The 18839-nt window shown below is 37.5% G+C and carries 17 protein-coding genes; 8 read left to right on the top strand and 9 right to left on the bottom strand.

Translation table 11 applies throughout. The features are described from left to right. On the top strand, nucleotides 1–615 hold a 615-nt coding region (locus QNJ50_RS24365; protein ID WP_300640745.1), incomplete at its 5' end, for a CAP domain-containing protein. Nucleotides 616–1442: 827 nt separating this feature from the next. Next, nucleotides 1443–3743 carry an NACHT domain-containing protein gene (locus QNJ50_RS24370; protein ID WP_300640747.1) on the top strand — a complete coding sequence of 767 codons (2301 nt, stop codon included), beginning with the start codon at nucleotides 1443–1445 and terminating at the stop codon, nucleotides 3741–3743. Nucleotides 3744–3965: 222 nt separating this feature from the next. Here the strand turns inward: QNJ50_RS24370 and QNJ50_RS24375 are convergent, their stop codons facing one another. Continuing rightward, nucleotides 3966–4811: an anti-sigma factor gene (locus QNJ50_RS24375; RefSeq protein ID WP_300640749.1), complete on the bottom strand. Its 846-nt coding sequence runs from the start codon at nucleotides 4809–4811 to the stop codon at nucleotides 3966–3968. Beyond that, a complete protein-coding gene (locus QNJ50_RS24380) occupies nucleotides 4808–5368 on the bottom strand; it encodes a sigma-70 family RNA polymerase sigma factor (RefSeq protein WP_300640751.1) in 561 nt (186 codons plus the stop codon). Before QNJ50_RS24380 ends, QNJ50_RS24375 begins: the two co-directional genes overlap by 4 nt. Before the next feature lie 189 nt (nucleotides 5369–5557). Between QNJ50_RS24380 and QNJ50_RS24385 the strand changes: the two genes are divergently transcribed. The 3 genes from QNJ50_RS24385 (at nucleotide 5558) to QNJ50_RS24395 (ending at nucleotide 8922) form a co-directional block, all read left to right on the top strand. Further along, entirely contained in the window at nucleotides 5558–6193 is a 636-nt protein-coding gene (locus QNJ50_RS24385) for a cupin (protein ID WP_300640753.1), read from the top strand. Nucleotides 6194–6396: 203 nt separating this feature from the next. After that, nucleotides 6397–6771, top strand: coding sequence for a DUF2237 domain-containing protein (locus tag QNJ50_RS24390; RefSeq protein ID WP_300640755.1), 375 nt, complete (start codon nucleotides 6397–6399; stop codon nucleotides 6769–6771). 552 nt (nucleotides 6772–7323) lie between these two features. After that, the gene (locus QNJ50_RS24395) at nucleotides 7324–8922 is read left to right on the top strand and encodes an NAD(P)/FAD-dependent oxidoreductase (RefSeq protein WP_300640757.1); all 1599 of its coding nucleotides are present in this window, start codon (nucleotides 7324–7326) and stop codon (nucleotides 8920–8922) included. A gap of 122 nt (nucleotides 8923–9044) precedes the next feature. On the opposite strand, the gene ttcA is transcribed toward QNJ50_RS24395, so the two are convergent. After that, complete coding sequence (gene ttcA / locus QNJ50_RS24400) at nucleotides 9045–9842, bottom strand: tRNA 2-thiocytidine(32) synthetase TtcA (RefSeq protein ID WP_027843304.1); 798 nt, start codon at nucleotides 9840–9842, stop codon at nucleotides 9045–9047. A gap of 443 nt (nucleotides 9843–10285) precedes the next feature. On the opposite strand from ttcA, the gene QNJ50_RS24405 reads away from it, so the two are divergent. Next, entirely contained in the window at nucleotides 10286–11038 is a 753-nt protein-coding gene (locus QNJ50_RS24405; RefSeq protein WP_300640760.1) for a phosphoadenylyl-sulfate reductase, read from the top strand. A 104-nt stretch (nucleotides 11039–11142) separates the two neighbouring features. Here the strand turns inward: QNJ50_RS24405 and QNJ50_RS24410 are convergent, their stop codons facing one another. Then, nucleotides 11143–11556, bottom strand: a complete 414-nt coding sequence (locus tag QNJ50_RS24410) for a hypothetical protein (RefSeq protein ID WP_300640762.1) — start codon at nucleotides 11554–11556, stop codon at nucleotides 11143–11145. A gap of 157 nt (nucleotides 11557–11713) precedes the next feature. Here QNJ50_RS24410 and QNJ50_RS24415 point away from each other — a divergent pair, with 157 nt between their 5' ends. Beyond that, the gene (locus QNJ50_RS24415; RefSeq protein ID WP_300640764.1) at nucleotides 11714–12157 is read left to right on the top strand and encodes a DUF302 domain-containing protein; all 444 of its coding nucleotides are present in this window, start codon (nucleotides 11714–11716) and stop codon (nucleotides 12155–12157) included. A 142-nt stretch (nucleotides 12158–12299) separates the two neighbouring features. After that, on the top strand, nucleotides 12300–12635 hold the full coding sequence (locus tag QNJ50_RS24420) for a hypothetical protein (RefSeq protein WP_300640766.1): 336 nt from the start codon (nucleotides 12300–12302) through the stop codon (nucleotides 12633–12635). Nucleotides 12636–12741: 106 nt separating this feature from the next. Here QNJ50_RS24420 and QNJ50_RS24425 read toward each other — a convergent pair whose 3' ends face one another. The 5 genes from QNJ50_RS24425 to ureC all read right to left on the bottom strand — a co-directional run bounded on the left by QNJ50_RS24425 (nucleotide 12742) and on the right by ureC (nucleotide 18577). Next, nucleotides 12742–12975, bottom strand: coding sequence for a DUF2905 domain-containing protein (locus QNJ50_RS24425; RefSeq protein WP_300640768.1), 234 nt, complete (start codon nucleotides 12973–12975; stop codon nucleotides 12742–12744). A 46-nt stretch (nucleotides 12976–13021) separates the two neighbouring features. Continuing rightward, nucleotides 13022–13780 (bottom strand): photosystem reaction center subunit H, encoded by a 759-nt coding sequence (locus QNJ50_RS24430; protein ID WP_300640770.1) that lies wholly within the window; start codon nucleotides 13778–13780, stop codon nucleotides 13022–13024. A 176-nt stretch (nucleotides 13781–13956) separates the two neighbouring features. Then, the gene (gene dnaK, locus QNJ50_RS24435; RefSeq protein ID WP_300640772.1) at nucleotides 13957–15849 is read right to left on the bottom strand and encodes a molecular chaperone DnaK; all 1893 of its coding nucleotides are present in this window, start codon (nucleotides 15847–15849) and stop codon (nucleotides 13957–13959) included. A gap of 159 nt (nucleotides 15850–16008) precedes the next feature. After that, nucleotides 16009–16446 (bottom strand): Hsp20/alpha crystallin family protein, encoded by a 438-nt coding sequence (locus tag QNJ50_RS24440; RefSeq protein ID WP_300640774.1) that lies wholly within the window; start codon nucleotides 16444–16446, stop codon nucleotides 16009–16011. 421 nt (nucleotides 16447–16867) lie between these two features. Then, nucleotides 16868–18577 carry an urease subunit alpha gene (gene ureC, locus QNJ50_RS24445; RefSeq protein ID WP_300640776.1) on the bottom strand — a complete coding sequence of 570 codons (1710 nt, stop codon included), beginning with the start codon at nucleotides 18575–18577 and terminating at the stop codon, nucleotides 16868–16870. Between the last annotated feature and the right edge of the window lie 262 nt (nucleotides 18578–18839).

The following is an 18839-nucleotide window of genomic DNA, read 5'->3' on the forward strand; positions in this document are numbered from 1 at the left end:
AGAACTCCAGAAGAAGTAGTACAAGGGTGGATTAATAGTCCCGGTCACCGAGCGAATATGCTCAATCCTAAATATGAATACCTTGGTGTCGGTTACCACGAAGAAAAACCTGACAAGGGTAATGTAAACTATCAACACTATTGGACTCAAAACTTTGGAGGTGGTGGTACTCCTCCCGGAAAATCAAACTTGAAGAATGAGAGTTTTGGTGTTGATGAGACCTTAGAGTCTGGTGCTCAAGGTGACAAAGATATGCTGATGGGTACATCTAAAAATGAATCTTTAGCAGGTGACTTTGGGAATAATAAAATCCAGATGAATGATATTACCTCTGGAAATATGAAAAACTATAATCCAGAGTTCATTTGGGGAAGAGATTCAATTGACGCTCAAAACTTCCAAAATCAAAACCTCCAAAATCAAAACCTCCAAAATCAAAACGAATCAATGCTACCTGATGACCTTAGTTATGATGGTTTAGGAACTGGTCAATTTTCCCAAGATGACTGGATGGGATTAAAAGACAGTTTTCTTGAAGAACTTCACCAAGGTAAAGGTCATAAGTTCGTTCACTTTGGAAAACATTGCGGTGGAGGTGCTCATTTATTTGGGTAGTTATGCTTGGGTAAATAGTTATGCTTGGGTAAATTATGACCTTTAGCTGAATTACTGTTGAAACTAGGTTTATCAATCAATACAGTTCAGTTAAGGCTACATCTCAAAATTGAAGTAGGTTGGCTTGACGAAGGGAACCCAATAATCATCAGGTTTTGTTGGGTTACGCTGTCACTCAACCCAACCTACGAAAATGCTTAACTGAATCGTATTAGTTTATTAATTGAATTTACTAAATCAATTCTTGCAGTCGATCGCTAATCACGAAATTTCACTGACGATTGATGCTTGATTTTTTAGGTTTCAATCGTCAAATTGCTTCAAATGAAAGTTATGGTTTCGATCAAGCAAAAAAATAATAGAAGTAGAGTGCTGTTAGTATGTGTAACACACGGCTGTAAATTTTAAATTTTTATCCTTTGCAATATCTTCATAAACCTAAAGCGATCGCCATATAAAGCGAGATTTAGGATGGAACCATAAGGCTCTAGGAATACGACGCCCCCAAATCAACCTGAATATCATAAAGCTTTTAAGCTTCAGATAACATAACTCACTTGAAAATTTAGCGCGATTATTAGATTATTGTAGAAATTTACATACAATAATATGCTGACATAATACTACATGAACCTGGATTTTATCCCGAGTTCGCACTAACCTCCTTTAAGCGGGAGGGGTTTAAATAAACGCTCAAAGAATGTAATCTATATTTGCTTATAAGTACAAGGTTTTATAGCCTTGCTTATTTGCTTTAATAACTTTCAGCGTTAAGAGTTTAAGTCTATTCTCGCGAATGTGTCCGTAAGTCTTCTCGTCGCAAAACTATGACAGGAATGGAATCTTGGGGAGTCTCAGTTGTAGGTGAAATCGCAATTCCAATTTTCCGCTCCCTTTCGGGAAGTGGAGGTAAGTTTTTGGGAATATTTGGTAAATCATTAGATAAAAAAGTTAGAGATGTTATTGTCGGAGCATCAAAACAATATGAAAAACAATTTAAACAACGTCATGGCTTTTCCCAAGTATTGGGTATGACCGTACCGCTCAAAGTTGGATCTATCAATACAACAGTTAAATTTTTAGATGCTCCTACGAGAACCCGTACAGTTGAATCTGATGAAGGCTTAGAACTAGCTTACGAGCAACAGCAAAGTCGTCGAAGACCTCAAGAAATCTCTCAGAAGTCAGGGCTTGAAATTGCCAATGAGCAACAATACTTGATGGTACAAGGTTCTCCTGGTGTCGGAAAATCTACATTTTTACGTAGAGTTGCTCTCGAAGCACTCAGTGGTAGAACAGAAGTATTCCAACATTCTCTGATTCCAGTCTTTATTGAACTCAAAAGATTTATATCTAATGATGTAGACATCGAACAATGTATCGTTGAAGAATTCAATAATTGTGGATTTCCGTCTCCAGATAGATTTACTTTAGAGTTATTGCGCCAAGGTAAATTATTAATCCTACTTGATGGTCTAGATGAAGTTCCGTATAGCAATTTAAGCCGGGTAACAAAGAAAATCCAAACTTTTATTGAACAATATAGTTTCAATCGCTTTATTGTCTCCTGTCGAACCCCGGTTTGTCTGAGTGGTTTTGAAAACTTTAGTAATGCTGCTGTTACACAACTAGGCGATAAGCAGATCAAAAAATTCATTGCTAACTGGTTTCGCAATAGTGAAAACAAACAAGCAGGGGCTGCAGAAAAATGCTGGAAACTATTGCAAGAGCCAGAAAATATCGCAATTAAGAATTTAGCAAATACACCTTTGTTGCTAAATTTTTTATGTTTAGTCTACGAGCATTTTGAATATTTCCCTGATAACCGTAGTAAGCTCTACAATCAGGTACTGTTGATTTCTTTAGAAAAATGGACCAATAAAAAAGAAATTATAAAAGACAAAAATTATCAAGGGCTGCATAAAGAATTAGAAGAGATTTTATTATCAGAAATTGCCTATGCAAGCTTTGCTACCGAGAGCTTATTGTTCTCTGGAAAGCAAATTATTGGTCTAATAGATGATTTTCTGACAAACTATTTCAATCAGCCCCAAAACCTAGACGCCAAAGGGGTCTTAAATACTATTTTTGTTAAAAACGACATATTAGAGCAAAAACTTAAAGGTGTATTTGGGTTTTCCCATTTAACAATCCAAGAGTATTTAGCAGCATACTGCGTTCATAAAAACAGTCAGTATAAAAGTTTAGTTGTAGAACATTTACCAGATGAACGTTGGCGAGAAGTATTTCTGCTCCTAGCGGGAATTATGGCACCAAAGGTGGATGAATTACTCTTAGAAATGGAAGAGGGAGCTCAAAGTTATATTAATACACCGAAACTAGAACGGTTATTAAAATGGGCGGACAAGGTAACAGATGGTTCTGAAGCGGACATGAATCCAGCTGGTAAGCGCGCTTTAGCTTTTATCATTATCTCCGCCTTTGCTAACGCCTTTACCAAAAGTTGTGCAGTTTCAAAAGCTAAAACAAACGCCTATAGTATCTCTCTCCCCACTCCTAAAGGTCAGGATACTGTCTTGCAGGTTAACCCCAATGCTAAAGCACTTGTGAGCGCTAAAGATGCACCAAATGCAAGCTCACTTGCTTTCAGTAGTACTATTGCTAATGCTGCTGCAACAGCTAATGCTTTCGCTGTTTCCAATGCGATCGCTAATGCAATTGCTCATACATTTGCAAATAGTTACATCATCAAATTTGCAATCTCTATCAGTAATGCAAATGGAATTGCAGTCGCGAATGCAATTTGTAACACGTCTGTTGATTCTATCGATCAGTTAATTGAAGAAACTAAAAAATTGGAAGCGTTGAGAATATTCAAGGGAGTTAACTTTTCTTCCCTAACTTCCAAACTGGATTCATTGAAAAATAAAATTCCCGAACGCAGGAAATCTTCTGAAGTCTATAGGGAATTTGTAGAACGTATCGAGCAAACATGGTTAAATGCTTTCTCTCTAGATATGGATACAGTTGACTTGTCTAAAGACGAAGCAAAGGCGATGGAAAACTACTTTTATGCTATTAACCTGATGTTGCAGTGTAAGAACACAGCGGTACAGATATCAGAATCTAATTGGGAAGAACTAGAAAAGCGCTTGTTAAGAGTTTAAACAAATATCAGCGTAACTGGGAGGTTACGCGAAACCACTATTAAAATCAAGGAAAACTCTCCTCCCACTGTTCTCCGATATAAAAGCTATAAGGTCAGGAAATTGCTAAACCCTGTTTGTCCTACGGACATGCTACGGATCCACTAACGTCATAAACGTGATCAAAGTTATGCTTTGCAAGCTTTTGAATTTTTAATTTTTACTTTTTACTTGCGCACAGCGCTATATATTTCCCTTCATAACCATTTGACCTGTTGGGTAAGAAACGGATTGTAAAGGTTCAATGGTGACCACAGCAGAAGAAATATTAATCATTGAATTATCAACTGGAAGCTGTACTAACACTTGTCCTCGGGAGTTTACTTGAAAATCACCACAATCCACTTTTTCGCCATTACTTACAGCCCACAAACGGTAAATTTTATTTTTCGGTAAGGGTCTCAAGTTTTGTAGAGTAAGTACACCTTTACCAGAATTCGGAATAATGACAAAACTTCCAGTGGCTTTCGACTTATCATTAATGCCTTTTAAGGATAATAGACGGTTATTAGGCTGACGAAGTAAAGCTATAGTTTCTTGGTAATAAGATAGCTTATTTCTTGTGGTGAGCATTTCTTTCTGAAGACTATAGTTATAAAATCCCAGACCTAAAAGAACAGTAGCTGCGATCGCACCAGTCAAACCCAACCAAACTTTCTGTGTGCGATTAAATTTTTTGCTAATTATATTTTTTTCTATAATTTTTTCTTTACTGTCTTTATCTGCAATATCTTTATTTATATCAAGTTGTGATTGATTATGAGATACTTCTGTCGCAGCTTGCATAATTTGCAAACCCAACTTTTGAGGAGGTTCATCTTCAGGTAAAGCAAAAGGCAATAATGCTAAAGTTTCTTGCAAATGCTTGACTTCTTCCACTAATTCTGGGTTATCTGCCAATAATTTATTGACTTGTGCAACTTCTTCCGGAGTTAGATCTCCTAATACATAGCTTGCAAGAAGTTCTTGTTTTTCTTTCCAGTTGTGGGGTTCCCAATTGTGAAATTTTGATTTATGAGAATCGTTCATCTACTCTCTACCAAGTCTTTCAAGATTTGCCTTAGTTGAATTAAACCCTTACGTTTATGAGTTTTAACTGTTCCCAAAGGTATATTCAAATCTTGAGAAATTTCTGACTGACTCATACCTTCATAATAAGCTTTCTCCAAGACTTGTCGCTGATTATTTGGTAACAGAGAAAGTGCTTCCCGCACGCGATGAGAAATTTCTTGAAAGGAAATTTTATCCATCAAACTATTTTGATTTTCTGGGAAAATACTACTGCTCCATTTTTGGATTAGCTGTCTTTGCGATCTCATTTTACGGTGGCGATCGATAGCTCTAGATCTTGTTAAAGTACTCAAGAACGCATTCATTGAACCACGCTTGGGTTCATAATTTTGATGTCGCCATAATATTAGAAAAACTTCTTGAGTGAGATCTTCTGCTTCTTGAGTATTACCTAGCATACGTAGTGCCAAACGGTAAACAATACTTCCATAACGGTCGTATAGTATACCTAGTGCCACAAGGTTTCCCGAACGTAATGCTTTGAATACCTCTGCATCCGTCTGATTAGACAGCATTGTTTAAAACTCGATCCTTGACGTAAAATGCACAACATACATACCTTATACTGAGATAAAAAATCAATGTTTTTAGTGCAGTTGGTAGTAAATACTCGGTGTTAAATAATTAGTGACAAATGATTGGCAATCGGCGATCGATGATAAATACTATTAGGAATTTGTTATTAGTACGAAGCTAGAATAAAAATGGATTTACTCAAAAATATCGAGAGCACAACCAATACCGACTGGTTAGTATTAGACAACAGCAAATGTCAACCATACGAGACCAACGTTGATGCACCAGACAACGAGCGACCTTACCGACTTTACAGATTTTTAACAGACTTAGAAGATATCCTAATTAATGTTGCAGATGATACTCAAAGACTGAAGTTAATCTGTCCTTTGGTTCGCCGTTTGTTAAATAGTTCCGAATGGCTGCAGTATGAGTTTGAAGAACCAAACCCAGAAACAGGTTGGTCGGTAACTACTTTGTACGATGAACCAGATTTTCCTCTCACAGTACAAACTGTTGCTTGGGCTCCAGGGACTTCCTCACCAATCCATAATCATGCTGCTTGGGGAGTAGTTGCAATTTTGGATGGACAGGAAAAAAATAAATTTTGGCAAGTAGCAGATGAAGACAGCGATGGGGGTATTATTCAGGTTGGGGAACAGTTAATCCTCCCAGGGGAAATCATTAGTTTTACTCCCAATGCAATTCATAGCATTGAAGTAGTCGGAGATGAACCAACTATCAGTTTCAATTTGTATGGTGAAACTAATTATGAACAACGTTTTGAATTCGACCCTACAAGCGGTAAAGCGACTAATTTCTAATTAATTACAGTACTTTATCTTCAATTTGTTTCTTGTGGCTCTCATGCACTTTATACTTGTGAACGGTAAAACAAATTATGTGACTGTCCCAATAACTCCATATTCAAGCTAAAGCAGGGTTAATAAACGGATTAACAGCTTAAAATTATCTTGGAATATCAATTCCAGTTCGGAGTCTTGAAAATGGGAAAATCTTAAAAGCAATGACACAAAGCAAAAATGTGCTAGGAGAAAAACTCCAAGTATGTTGTACATCTCCAATGACGGGATTTTATCGTAATGGTAGCTGCGAGACTGGTCCCCAAGATTTTGGTAGTCATGTTGTTTGCGCTCAAGTTACTGAAGAATTTCTTGATTACACCAAATCGAAAGGTAATGATTTGAGTACTCCTGTACCAGGTTATGATTTCCCTGGTTTAAAGCCTGGAGATAAATGGTGTTTGTGCGCTTCTCGCTGGAAAGAAGCTATGGAAGCAGGTTTTGCACCCCCAATTGATTTATCAGCAACCCACGAAGCTACATTAAAGTATGTACCTCTAGAAGTTTTGCAAGAATATGCAATTACTGGAGATAAATAAATAGCAATAGGACTTATGCAAGGAAAATTTGATTAAACTCATTACGACCCAAACTTAATCAAGCTTTTTCATCTCTTAAAGTTTATAATTGCAAGCTAAGGACAAAACCCTTTTAATTTCCCTAAAATCAAAATGTGTCCTACAGAAATTCTATCTCTTAGCTTGTGGCAATAACGCTATTCGCATTCTGTTGGCGCTTCGATCACATCGGCGACATACACTTTCTGAAACGATTTACTCAGATATATATACAAGAGAAAGTGCATAAGTTTATTTGCTTTGCATTTAATAAAACCCAGAAATTAGTTTATTTATCAACAGCCGAGTAAAAAATAATTCCCAACTAGAGTATCAAGACTAGAGTATTAAGTAAATATATTTACTTCGCAGACAAATATAGCGATCATTATACTACCCATCAAATAATACTCCTACTTCTCCTCCAATATTTTTAGTTACAAAGTAGGGTAAATCATTGTGTAATTAATCAATCTCTAATTTCTTGTTGAAATTTCTAACTCAGCACTATTTATTCATTAAATATCCTTAAATATGGACACCATCTTTGAAACAATTGAAAGTAAACTGCACGAGATTGACAGTATTGATTATGGAAAACCACGTAAAAGAATAGTCATACTTGGTGCAGGAATGGCTGGTTTAGTTTCTGCTTATGAATTATCCAAACTAGGTCATGAAGTAACTATTTATGAAGCCAGTAATAGAGTCGGTGGTAGGGTTTGGACGAAAAGATTTGCTGATGGTCAATATCATGAATTCGGTGCGATGAGAATTCCTGAAGCTCATGACCATACCAGATATTATGCGAAGGAGATATGTAAATTAGACTTCCGTAGATTTGTTAATGACCACGACGAAGATGATGCTTTCTATTACATCAAAGGAATCAAAAGCCAACATAAGAAAGCTTTAGAGGAGCTAATTCCAAAATTGAATTTAACTCTTGGAGAGAAAGAAATAGTCAAGAGAGCGATCGCTAATGATGAAAATCTACTGGTACTACTTGGTACTCCATTTGCCTCTTTGCTTGAGGAAATAAAGTCTAAATCAGAAGATTTGGAAGCACTATTTGCGAAGGGTCCAATAACCAGCAGAATACAAGAACTCGACCAATTATCACTAGGTGATTTCCTCAGAAGATTTGTTAATAGTCAAGATGCTTTAGATTTAATCGGTGCTATTACTGCATTAGAGGTTTGGTGGGACAAAGCTGTAACGATGTTTCTTCGCGATGAAATTTCTCAGGAGCCTCGAGAGTCAAATCAAACTGGAATATTGGATGAAATAGTTGGAGGTCTAGACTTATTACCCACTACTTTAGCTTCTAAGCTACCGGAAAATGTAAACATTAACTATGGTCGTGAAGTAATTTCTCTCGAGAAACAGCAGGAAAAAATTCAAGTTGTTCTGAGGAATACTAAAGATAAAAGTGATATACAATCAATCGATTGCGATTATGTAATCTGTACTATTCCTTTTGCTGTTTTAAGAAGAATTAAATTAATTGGATTGAGTGAAGCTAAAAATAGGGCCATCAGAAATTTGAGTTATGCTTCCTCCATCAAAGTATTACTTCACTGTAGGGAAAGATTTTGGGAAAGTAAGTACAAAATTATTGGTGGTGGTTCGCAAACAGATTTAATTAATCGTTCTATTTATTATCCATCAGATAATTTTAGACCCACAACGGTTCGTAAAATGAGTAAAACTAAGGGATTACATACGTCATTTGTCCGATACGACCGAGAAGTCCTTGACAAGGATGTTAGTAAAGGTCCTGGAGTTTTACTTGGAAGTTATTCTTGGGGTGCAGATGCAAGAAGATTAGGTACTTTACCCCATAAAAAAAGAGAAGAAGTTGTGAAGAATACAATTGCTAATTTTCATCCAGAAATAATGGAAAAGGGTATGGTCGATGATAGCGCTTCAATATTTTGGGATGAATACGACTGGGCTGGAGGAGCATTTTGTTTTATGAATCCTGGAGATTTTATCCGATATTATGAAGATACCATTGCTCCAGAAGGAAAATTGTTTTTTGCTGGCGAACATTGCTCTCTGGATCAGGGCTGGATTCAAGGGGCGATAATCTCAGCTTTAAGAACAATCAAAGATATTGTTAGTGAGTAAAAAGTAACCTGTAATTTTGAGTCAGGAATGTGGATTAAATAAAGTACAAAAGTAGGATGCTGTTAGCATCGCGTAACGCACCATTCCAAATTTCAGAATTACAGGTTATTAAATGCTCATCTTTACTCTTGGCTTAAGCCTGAAAAATCAAATAATTGAGTATCTGCAAGATGGGAAGGTGTCACATTTTGTGTGCTGCGGAATAAACTGTCAATTCTTCCAGGATATGCTTGTTCCCAAGCTTGAAGCATTTGCTTGATTTGCGCTCTTTGTAAGTTTTCTTGAGAACCACAAAGGTTACATGGAATAATCGGAAACTCCTTAATCTCTGCATATTTCTGGATATCATGCTCCGGACAATATGCTAAAGGTCGAATAATCACATTTTGTTTGTCATCACTCAGAAGTTTCGGAGGCATAGCTTTAAGCTTACCTGCATGAAACATATTTAAAAATAAGGTTTCGACAATATCATCTCGATGATGTCCCAAAGCAATTTTTGTTGCACCTTCTTGATTCGCAACTCGGTAAAGAATTCCTCTGCGCAAGCGCGAACATAAACCACACATGGTTTTTCCTGGAGGAATCACTTCTGTAACGATGCTGTAAGTATCTTCTTCAATTATTCGGTACTCTACACCCAAAGATTGCAAATACTCTGGTAAAACATGTTGGGGAAATCCTGGTTGCTTTTGATCTAAATTTACCGCCAGAATATCAAAATTGATAGGAGCGCGACGTTGAAGACTCAGTAATATGTCGAGCATTGTGTAGGAATCTTTGCCGCCAGAAAGGCATACCATAACTTTGTCACCATCTTCGATCATGTTGTAATCGCGGATAGCTTTTCCGACCAAACTACGCAGGCGTTCCTCTAATTTTTTGTAGGTTTTTGAGCGAACAACCTTTGTCGCTTCCATGTTGTTTCCCCTTAGTTTAACGATCACTATTCTAGTTGAGTTATTTCTTAGCAGGCAATTTAATAGAGTTAGTTTCTAGAAACATTCAAATTTCCACAGGCTGAGTTATGTCTTAAACTCCAAGAAGTTAAAAATTAAACTCCAATACTCCTTAAAACACCATCAACGCCATGGGATTTAGTACTAGCTTCATTTCTGCTTTTAGAGCCACATCTTAAAGCCCAAATTTTATTAGGATTTCAAGTCATTTACCACTTATATACTTTTGTCGTGCTCGTAACAGTTTAGGATAGAGAATACGACTCAAAAGTTTTTGAATGCCAAAAATTGGGGTTCAGACAATTTGCGATCGCAAAGTTTGAATTCAAATGTCAATCACTTTAAAGAGTAACTTATATCTTTAAATGCAATTGTGCATGACTCGGTATAATAAGGAGGGGATTTTGACCGATCTTAAAGAGAGTTTAATTAAATCAGCCGATATTAGCAAACTTGAAGCAGAATACGCGACAAAAAGTCCACAAGAAATTCTCGCCTTCGCTTTAGAGCAGTTTGACAATATTTCCATATCTTTCAGCGGTGCAGAAGATGTCGTCTTGGTTGATATGGCATCTAAAATCAAGAAAGATATACAGGTATTTTCCATCGATACAGGTCGTTTGCATTCGGAAACCTACAAATTTATCGACAGGGTAAGAAAGCAATATCGCATTAAAATAGATGTAATTTTCCCCGATTCAACAGAAGTTCAAAACTTGGTCAAAGAGAAAGGATTATTCAGTTTTTATGAGGATGGTCATAAAGAATGCTGCGGTATTCGTAAAGTGCGTCCACTGCGCCGCAAACTAGCCCATCTCGATGCTTGGATTACAGGTCAACGCAGAGATCAAAATCCTGCTACTCGTGCAAGCGTTCCCGTAATTCAAGTTGACTCAGCTTTTTCGACTGCAGAACGTACTCTAATTAAATTCAATCCGTTAGCTAATTGGACTTCAAAGCAAGTTTGGCAATATATTGAAGCTAACAATGTTCCTTACAACCAGCTACATGACAAAGGTTTTATTAGTATCGGTTGTGAACCTTGTACCAGAACTGTTTTACCGCATCAACACGAACGTCAAGGTCGTTGGTGGTGGGAAGAAGCAACAATGAAAGAATGTGGTTTCCACTCGATGAATACAGCACAGAATAATTAATCTTTAAAGATTGGTAATGGGTAATAGGTAATCGGAAAAGTAATTATCAATTACCAATTACCAATTACCAATTACCAATTACCAATTACCATTACTTATTTTTTTTAATTAAGTTCAATTTTTTGCCATTCTTGTAGAAATAATCCAGACCAGATAATAAAACCAATTAGAGATAATCCAGCGATCGCATCACACCAAATCAACAAATGCATCTTGACCGACATTGGAATTATCATTGGATATAGGTAGTGTCCCGGACTGGAAACGCTAGTAATCGAATAAAAACCCAGACACAGGTAAGACCACCAAAAAAGTCCTTGCCGATATAGCCAATAACCTAATAATCCAAAGGGTGTCATGAAAATTAGAGTTGCAAAAACTCCTGCTGTTGTAAACCATTCAGGTTCGGGATATAGATCGACAAAAATAGCATTATCAGTGTAGTGTAGCGTTGTAGAAACTATATTGAATATTACTAAAAGTAGTAACACTGTCTGACTATTTTTTTGAGGATTCATGAATTTGTGTTGACCTTATTCAAGTCCGCAATTGTAATACAAAATATACTAATTTTATAGTTAATAACCAGCTGGACTTAATGTTAAGATGATTAAAATTTTATTGACTATTTTGTCATTAGGTATATTTATTACTCCTGCTTACGCAAATTCCAGAATGAAAAGGAATTCTGAAAATGCGGTTAGAACGCAAAGTGCTTTCTATAGGTTTAGAAACGGGATTGTTAGAGTTCAAAGTACCTACAGCATTGCAGAAACAGTTCAACGCTTTGAATCTTTTGCAAAAGAGCAAGGTTTAAACATTGTTGCAAAAGTTGACCACCAAGCAGGAGCAACATCTGTGGGTAAAAAATTACGTCCAACTCAATTAATAATATTTGGTAACCCCAGGGCTGGTACACTTTTAATGCAATGCAATCAAACTGCAGGAATCGATCTACCTCAAAAAGCACTCATTTGGGAAGATGAGAAAGGACAAGTTTGGCTTGATTACAACAGTCAAGAATACTTATTTACTCGCCATCAACTTAAGGGTTGTGAACCAGCAATTAAAATAATTGAGGATGCTTTGAGTTCTTTGGCTCAGAAAGTAACTCAGTAAGTATTAATTGAACTTCAAAATATCTACAAATTCAGAATACTTACATTTTCAGAATACTTACATTTTCAAAATACTTACAGCTTCAAAATACTTACAGCTTCAAAATAGCTAAATCAATAAAATTCCAAATTATTAGACTGCCATGCATATTACAATCATCAAAAAGATAACCTTAGACGGTAAAGATTGTCCCAAATCAGCTAAGGTACTAAAAGAACTCCAAGAGTCAGGGTTGATTGACCAAATTGATGAAATTATTGTTGCTGACGAACGCGAACCATCAAGTGAAGGATTTGCTTTGGCGTCAAAATATAACGTAGAAGCTGCACCCTTTTTTATCGTCACTGATGATAATGGTTCTACACGTATTTACAAGGCATATCATAAATTTCTCAAAGAGGTTTTTAACCAAGAAGTGTCTGAAAGTGAGGAAATTTCTGAGATTATGGCTCAAAATCCCGATCTCGATTTTATTTGAGTATTTTAGTATTAGATTTGTCAGATTATCAATGCTCACTTGCTAAAAACCAGTACCTCTCAAATTGCCACAAATAGCAATTTAAATTCAACTTAAAAGCTTAAATTTAACGAGAAATTAATTGCCATAACCAAATTACCGCACTTAAAATAATACTAAGAACAACACATGTTACCAGAGGAAAATAAAAAGTAAAGTTATCTTTTTGAATGACGATGTCCCCCGGAAGACGACCGAGGGGGAAGTTTTTCAATGTTCCACTACTCAACCAAAGTAATCCTCCCAAAACTATAATTCCTACACCTACAATGACTAGTATTTTGCCAATTTCTGCTAACATTTTCGGTTAATTAAGGATTAGTTAACGAAATAAAACCAAATAAGCTTTAGGATTTATGAGTAAGTCGTTGCCAACCAGAATCTAAGGCAGATTTCATCCGCTTTCCAGTCCTACTGATGCTTTTTTGTAAGTCTTCCCACTTGTCTTGAAGAAATTCGGTTGCTTCAAGTAGAGCATTTGTGTCGTGTTTGCCAGAAGCCGCTAGTTGGTCGCTCACCTCTTTGATTTTAACCCGTACTACTTCTGGTTGATCATGATGAGAAATTAATGAGTGAACCCGGTCGCCCATTTTTTTGACTAAATGTTTAACTTGTTGAGATTTTTCGCTTATAAACCCTTTGAGTCCTTCTGGTTCAGTTTTTAAGCGGTCTTGAGCTTCTTCTTTAATTACTACTGCTTTTGTATCAATTACTTCCACATCTTCAGGGAACAGCACTGCACGTCCACCAAAGGGTGCTGCAATTTCACCACCTAAGATATAAGCAGCAATATTTCCTGTTTCCCAATCAAAGAGGAAATCTTCTATCCAACCTAGAGTATCTGAAGTTGGAGAATTCACACTCAAATTTTTCAAGTTAAGAATATTGCTTGTAGGTTCAAACACACTACTACTGTAAGTTAAAACAGCATCGGGACCAATCACAGATATCTGTTCTAAGGGGGTATAGCCTTCACCACCTGCTAAATAAACTACCTGTCCGTTTTCATCTACCCAAACTTCTTCGACACGATCATATTTGGCGGCGGTAGAACAGTCCATAGTGACTAAACCAATAATTTGACTGCGACGAATTACATTGATCATCTTTATCCTCCTTTGTAGTTGTGTGGGTTGAAGAGTATGTGGCTTGAGTGAATTTAAATTCTGCGATATCGCATCAAATTGAGTTTTGAGAGGTCTTAGACAGGACAGCTAACAGAAAATTTTCGCTCTAGCAAAAAATGTATCAACTAACTGCCCGCCAGAAAAATTTAAGTCTACTAACTCTCCACAAAATCAGCATCAATTACATCTTTACCATTGCCCTTGTTTGCCCCAGTACTATTACTATTAGTTTCGGTGCTAGTTCCTGCTTGAGAGTAAACTGCACTGCCAATTTGCATTAAGGCTTGCTGCAAGTCATTAGTTAGAGATTTCATGCGATCGTAGTTTTCTTCTTGAATTGCTTCTCGCAAGTCTTTAATTAAACCTTCAACACGAATTTTATCAGGACTGGGAATTTTATCTCCTAAATCTTTCAGTTGTCTCTCAGCTTGATAGGCTGAGGAGTCTGCCATATTCTTGGTGTCGATTTCTTCCCGGCGCTTACGGTCTTCTGCTGCATGGGATTCGGCTTGTTGCACCATGCGTTCCACTTCTTTTTCATCCAGAGTAGACGCACCAGTAATAGTAATAGATTGTTGCTTACCAGTTGCTTTATCTTGAGCAAAAACTGAAAGGATTCCGTTAGCATCAATATCGAAAGTAACTTCAATTTGCGGTACACCTCTTAGTGCGGGAGGAATACCATCCAGACGGAATGTACCCAAACTCTTGTTATCACTGGACACTTCCCGTTCCCCTTGGAGGACATGGATTTCTACATTAGTTTGTCCATCCGCAGCGGTAGAGAAAATTTCCGATTTCTTGATAGGAATAGTGGTATTGCGAGCGATGATTTTGGTCATTACGCCACCGAGAGTTTCTACTCCTAAGGATAGGGGTGTAACGTCTAATAAAAGTAAATCTTTAACCTCTCCTGCGAGTACACCACCTTGAAGTGCTGCACCTATCGCAACCACTTCATCAGGATTGACTCCCTGACAGGGTTTTTTACCAGTCATACGCTGCACTAAATCTTGTACAGCAGGAATGCGAATTGAACCACCCACTAGAACTACTTCATCAATATCTGAGTTAGTCAGTTTGGCATCCCGGAGGGCTTGCTCTACAGGAATACGACAACGATCTAACAAGTCAGAACACATTTCTTCGAATTTTGCCCGAGCCAAGGTCAAATCTAAATGCTTCGGACCCTCTTGGGTAGCAGTGATGAAAGGCAGATTAATATTGGTTTGAGTCGCACTAGATAGCTCTATTTTGGCTTTTTCAGCGGCTTCAGTTAAGCGCTGTAAAGCTTGTTTATCTTTTCTCAGATCGATGCCTTGATTACGTTTAAATTCATCAGCAAGCCAATCAACAATCTTTTTATCAAAGTCGTCACCACCAAGGTGAGTATCCCCACTAGTTGCTTTGACTTCGCAAATCCCATCTCCCACTTCTAATATGGAAACATCGAAGGTTCCGCCACCTAAATCAAATACAAGAATGGTTTCGTTACTCTTTTTATCTAGTCCGTAAGCTAATGCTGCTGCAGTAGGTTCGTTAATAATCCGTAATACTTCTAATCCGGCAATTTTACCAGCATCCTTGGTTGCTTGTCTTTGGGAATCATTAAAGTAAGCAGGAACTGTTATTACTGCTTGAGTGACTTTTTCACCGATATATTTACTAGCATCATCTGCCAGCTTACGCAGCACTTCAGCAGAAATTTCCTCCGGGGCAAATTTTTTATTTGATGTTGGACAATTAAGCTTCACGTTACCATTCCCATCTCCCATGACTTCATATGAAACTTCGGTAGTTTCATGGGTTACTTCGTCATGTTTTCGTCCAATGAAGCGTTTGACGGAGTAAAAAGTATTTTCGGGATTCATTACTGCCTGACGTTTAGCAATTTGTCCGACCAACTTATCCTTATTTTTAGTGTAAGCTACCACCGATGGAGTAGTTCTTTGACCTTCGCTATTAGCAATTACAGTAGGTTTTCCCCCTTCCATGACAGCTACACAGGAGTTAGTGGTTCCTAAGTCAATACCAACTACTTTTGCCATTGTGTTTACCTCTTTGAGATTTGTTAAGAACAATCAGGTTTCTGTTTCCGCAAATTGAAAAACATAGATTCAGAAACCCGATTATTAAGCTTTATATAGTGATAATTACTACTTTGACTTATGAAGAGATTTAATCAACAAGTCGGTATACTGAGAAGATTAGCCAACATTGACTTTGACTACTTTATTTTTATCTTCTTCAGCTTTGGGTAGAGCTAGATTGAGGACACCGTCTTTATATTCTGCTGTAACGTTAGTGTTTTGTATGCGGGCTGGTAAAGGAATGACACGACGGAAGCTACCATAGCGAAATTCACTCCGAGTCATACCTTTTTCTTCAGTCTTGGTTTCTTCTTTACGTTCTCCACTAATAGAAATAGCTTCAGCAGAAACTTGAATATCGATATCTTTAGCATCCATTCCTGGAACTTCTAGTTTGAGATGGATAGCTTCAGGAGTTTCTTCCATTTCGGCTGCAGGGACAAAAGCCGAACCAAATTTGTCCGCAGTCCTTGGCGCTAAACTATCGAATAGGCGATTCATTTCTTTTTGTAAATTATCTATTTCTGAAAAAGGTTCCCAACGAATTAATCCCATAAATTTTACCTCCTAATTCCAATCATTGAGGAATTAAACTCATATCAGTTCTCTCTAAACCTAATGTGATGAGATGAGATTAGAGAGGTTTTCTTGTTGTTCGTCAACTTAACTTGTGAGTCATTAGTTTTATACTCAACTCACAATACTAAATATATAAGAATAAATTGGAGGTAAGGTTCGGTTTTGTGTACTCTATAAGTTGAGGTTACCGTTAATCAATCCTATTAGTTTTTGACTTTATCTTGCTGATGATATGCTGAGAAAGAAATCAGAAAAAGATATCAACAATTAAATTCGGTTAATTTGAGTAAAGTTATTTTTGTTCTGGAGAGAAAGCGGCAATTTTAACCACTTCCCTCGATTATTGTTACCGATGGGTTTTAATGAACTGAGTGACGATTGCAAATATAAAGTACTTTCAAAACAAAAAATACCTCTGCGCCATGGGGACAACTGTAGCAGGTTTGCAGGTTAGTAATTCACCATCTGCTTTTACTTCATAGGTTTCTGGATCGACTTCAATATTAGGTAAAGCATCATTCAACTTCATATCTCTCTTACTCAAGTTACGAGTTCCAGAAACTGCGATCGCTTTCTTTTGTAGCCCCAACTGACTGGGAATTCCCCTTTCCAGGGCGACTTGGGAAATGAAAGTCAATGAAGTTGCGTGACGCGCTCCTGCAAAACTACCAAACATTGGTTGCATATGAACGGGTTGTGGTGTGGGAATGCTTGCATTTGCATCCCCCATTTGCGACCATGCGATAAATCCACCTTTAATAACTATCTCCGGTTTCACCCCGAAAAAAGCCGGACGCCACAAACATAAATCGGCTAATTTTCCTTCTTCCACCGAACCCACATGCTCGGAAATGCCATGGGCGATCGCCGGATTAATCGTATACTTAGCTACATATCTTTTAGCCCGAAAATTATCTGCTCTTTGTTCTTCTCCTTGAGGAATTTTAGATAAATTACCCCTCTGAACTTTCATTTTATGGGCTGTCTGCCAAGTACGAATTATTACTTCACCAACCCTTCCCATCGCCTGAGAATCAGAAGCAATCATGCTAAAGGCTCCCAAATCATGCAAAATATCTTCCGCAGCGATGGTTTCTCGACGAATACGGGATTCAGCAAAAGCCACATCTTCTGGAATTGCAGGGTCGAGGTGATGACACACCATCAACATATCCAGATGTTCATCTAAAGTATTTAAAGTATAAGGACGGGTAGGATTAGTAGAAGATGGTAAAACATTTGCTTCCCCACAAACCTTAATGATATCTGGTGCGTGTCCGCCCCCTGCGCCTTCAGTATGATAGGTGTGAATTACCCGATTTTTGAAAGCAGCGATGGTATTTTCTACAAAACCCGCTTCGTTGAGAGTATCAGTGTGAATTGCAACTTGAACATCATATTCATCAGCGACACTCAAACAAGTATCGATCGCAGCAGGAGTAGTTCCCCAATCTTCGTGTAATTTTAAGCCCATTACCCCGGATTGCAATTGTTCTACTAATCCTTGGGGTTGACTACTGTTACCTTTACCCAAAAATCCTAAGTTAACTGGAAAAGCATCAGCAGCTTGCAGCATTCGATAAATATTATTAGAACCTGGAGTACAAGTAGTAGCATTTGTACCGGTAGCCGGACCCGTACCACCACCCAACATTGTAGTAATTCCAGATGCGATCGCAACTTCGATTTGTTGGGGACAAATAAAGTGAATGTGGGAATCAATACCACCAGCTGTAAGAATCATTCCTTCACCAGCTACAGCTTCGGTACCAGGTCCAATAATAATATCTACTTTGTCTTGAATATAAGGATTTCCAGCTTTACCAATTTTAAATATTGTCCCGTCTTTAATGCCAATATCTGCTTTAACGATACCCCACCAATCTAGGATTAAAGCATTAGTGATTACCATATCAACTGCACCATCACTGTTAGATATGGGGGATTGTCCCATTCCATCGCGGATAACTTTACCGCCACCAAATTTTACTTCTTCTCCGTATGTGGTTAAATCCCGCTCAACTTCGATAAATAATTCTGTATCAGCAAGTCGGACGCGGTCGCCGACAGTGGGACCATAGGTTTCAGCATAAGCACGCCGCGACATCCGGTAAGGCATAGACAAATACGCTCGGTAAAATCACTTTGAATATTTTTGAGCATATTCAAAGATCTAGTGAAGATTGTTTGTATAAATTTATAATTTTATATGATAAGTTTCTAACCACGATATTCAAGTTTATAAGATTTAAATCTTTATTGCTCACACTATCTAATACCAATTTCTTTTAATATTGCTACTCTTCCCTTATAGAAGGGAACAGGGAACGGTGAACAGGGAACAGATTTAAAGAGTTGCTCAGAAAATT

The organism is Mastigocoleus sp. MO_188.B34 (genome assembly GCF_030065675.1).
Lineage (GTDB): Bacteria > Cyanobacteriota > Cyanobacteriia > Cyanobacteriales > Nostocaceae > Mastigocoleus.

Excerpts from the sequence above, each read along its gene's own strand:
- QNJ50_RS24370 (WP_300640747.1), top strand. The coding sequence starts at position 1,443 with ATGACAGGAATGGAATCTTGGGGAGTCTCAGTTGTAGGTGAAATCGCA.
- QNJ50_RS24375 (WP_300640749.1), bottom strand. The coding sequence starts at position 4,811 with ATGAACGATTCTCATAAATCAAAATTTCACAATTGGGAACCCCACAAC.
- QNJ50_RS24380 (WP_300640751.1), bottom strand. The coding sequence starts at position 5,368 with ATGCTGTCTAATCAGACGGATGCAGAGGTATTCAAAGCATTACGTTCG.
- QNJ50_RS24385 (WP_300640753.1), top strand. The coding sequence starts at position 5,558 with ATGGATTTACTCAAAAATATCGAGAGCACAACCAATACCGACTGGTTA.
- QNJ50_RS24390 (WP_300640755.1), top strand. The coding sequence starts at position 6,397 with ATGACACAAAGCAAAAATGTGCTAGGAGAAAAACTCCAAGTATGTTGT.
- QNJ50_RS24395 (WP_300640757.1), top strand. The coding sequence starts at position 7,324 with ATGGACACCATCTTTGAAACAATTGAAAGTAAACTGCACGAGATTGAC.
- ttcA (WP_027843304.1), bottom strand. The coding sequence starts at position 9,842 with ATGGAAGCGACAAAGGTTGTTCGCTCAAAAACCTACAAAAAATTAGAG.
- QNJ50_RS24410 (WP_300640762.1), bottom strand. The coding sequence starts at position 11,556 with ATGAATCCTCAAAAAAATAGTCAGACAGTGTTACTACTTTTAGTAATA.
- QNJ50_RS24415 (WP_300640764.1), top strand. The coding sequence starts at position 11,714 with ATGAAAAGGAATTCTGAAAATGCGGTTAGAACGCAAAGTGCTTTCTAT.
- QNJ50_RS24420 (WP_300640766.1), top strand. The coding sequence starts at position 12,300 with ATGCATATTACAATCATCAAAAAGATAACCTTAGACGGTAAAGATTGT.
- QNJ50_RS24425 (WP_300640768.1), bottom strand. The coding sequence starts at position 12,975 with ATGTTAGCAGAAATTGGCAAAATACTAGTCATTGTAGGTGTAGGAATT.
- QNJ50_RS24430 (WP_300640770.1), bottom strand. The coding sequence starts at position 13,780 with ATGATCAATGTAATTCGTCGCAGTCAAATTATTGGTTTAGTCACTATG.
- dnaK (WP_300640772.1), bottom strand. The coding sequence starts at position 15,849 with ATGGCAAAAGTAGTTGGTATTGACTTAGGAACCACTAACTCCTGTGTA.
- QNJ50_RS24440 (WP_300640774.1), bottom strand. The coding sequence starts at position 16,446 with ATGGGATTAATTCGTTGGGAACCTTTTTCAGAAATAGATAATTTACAA.
- ureC (WP_300640776.1), bottom strand. The coding sequence starts at position 18,577 with ATGTCGCGGCGTGCTTATGCTGAAACCTATGGTCCCACTGTCGGCGAC.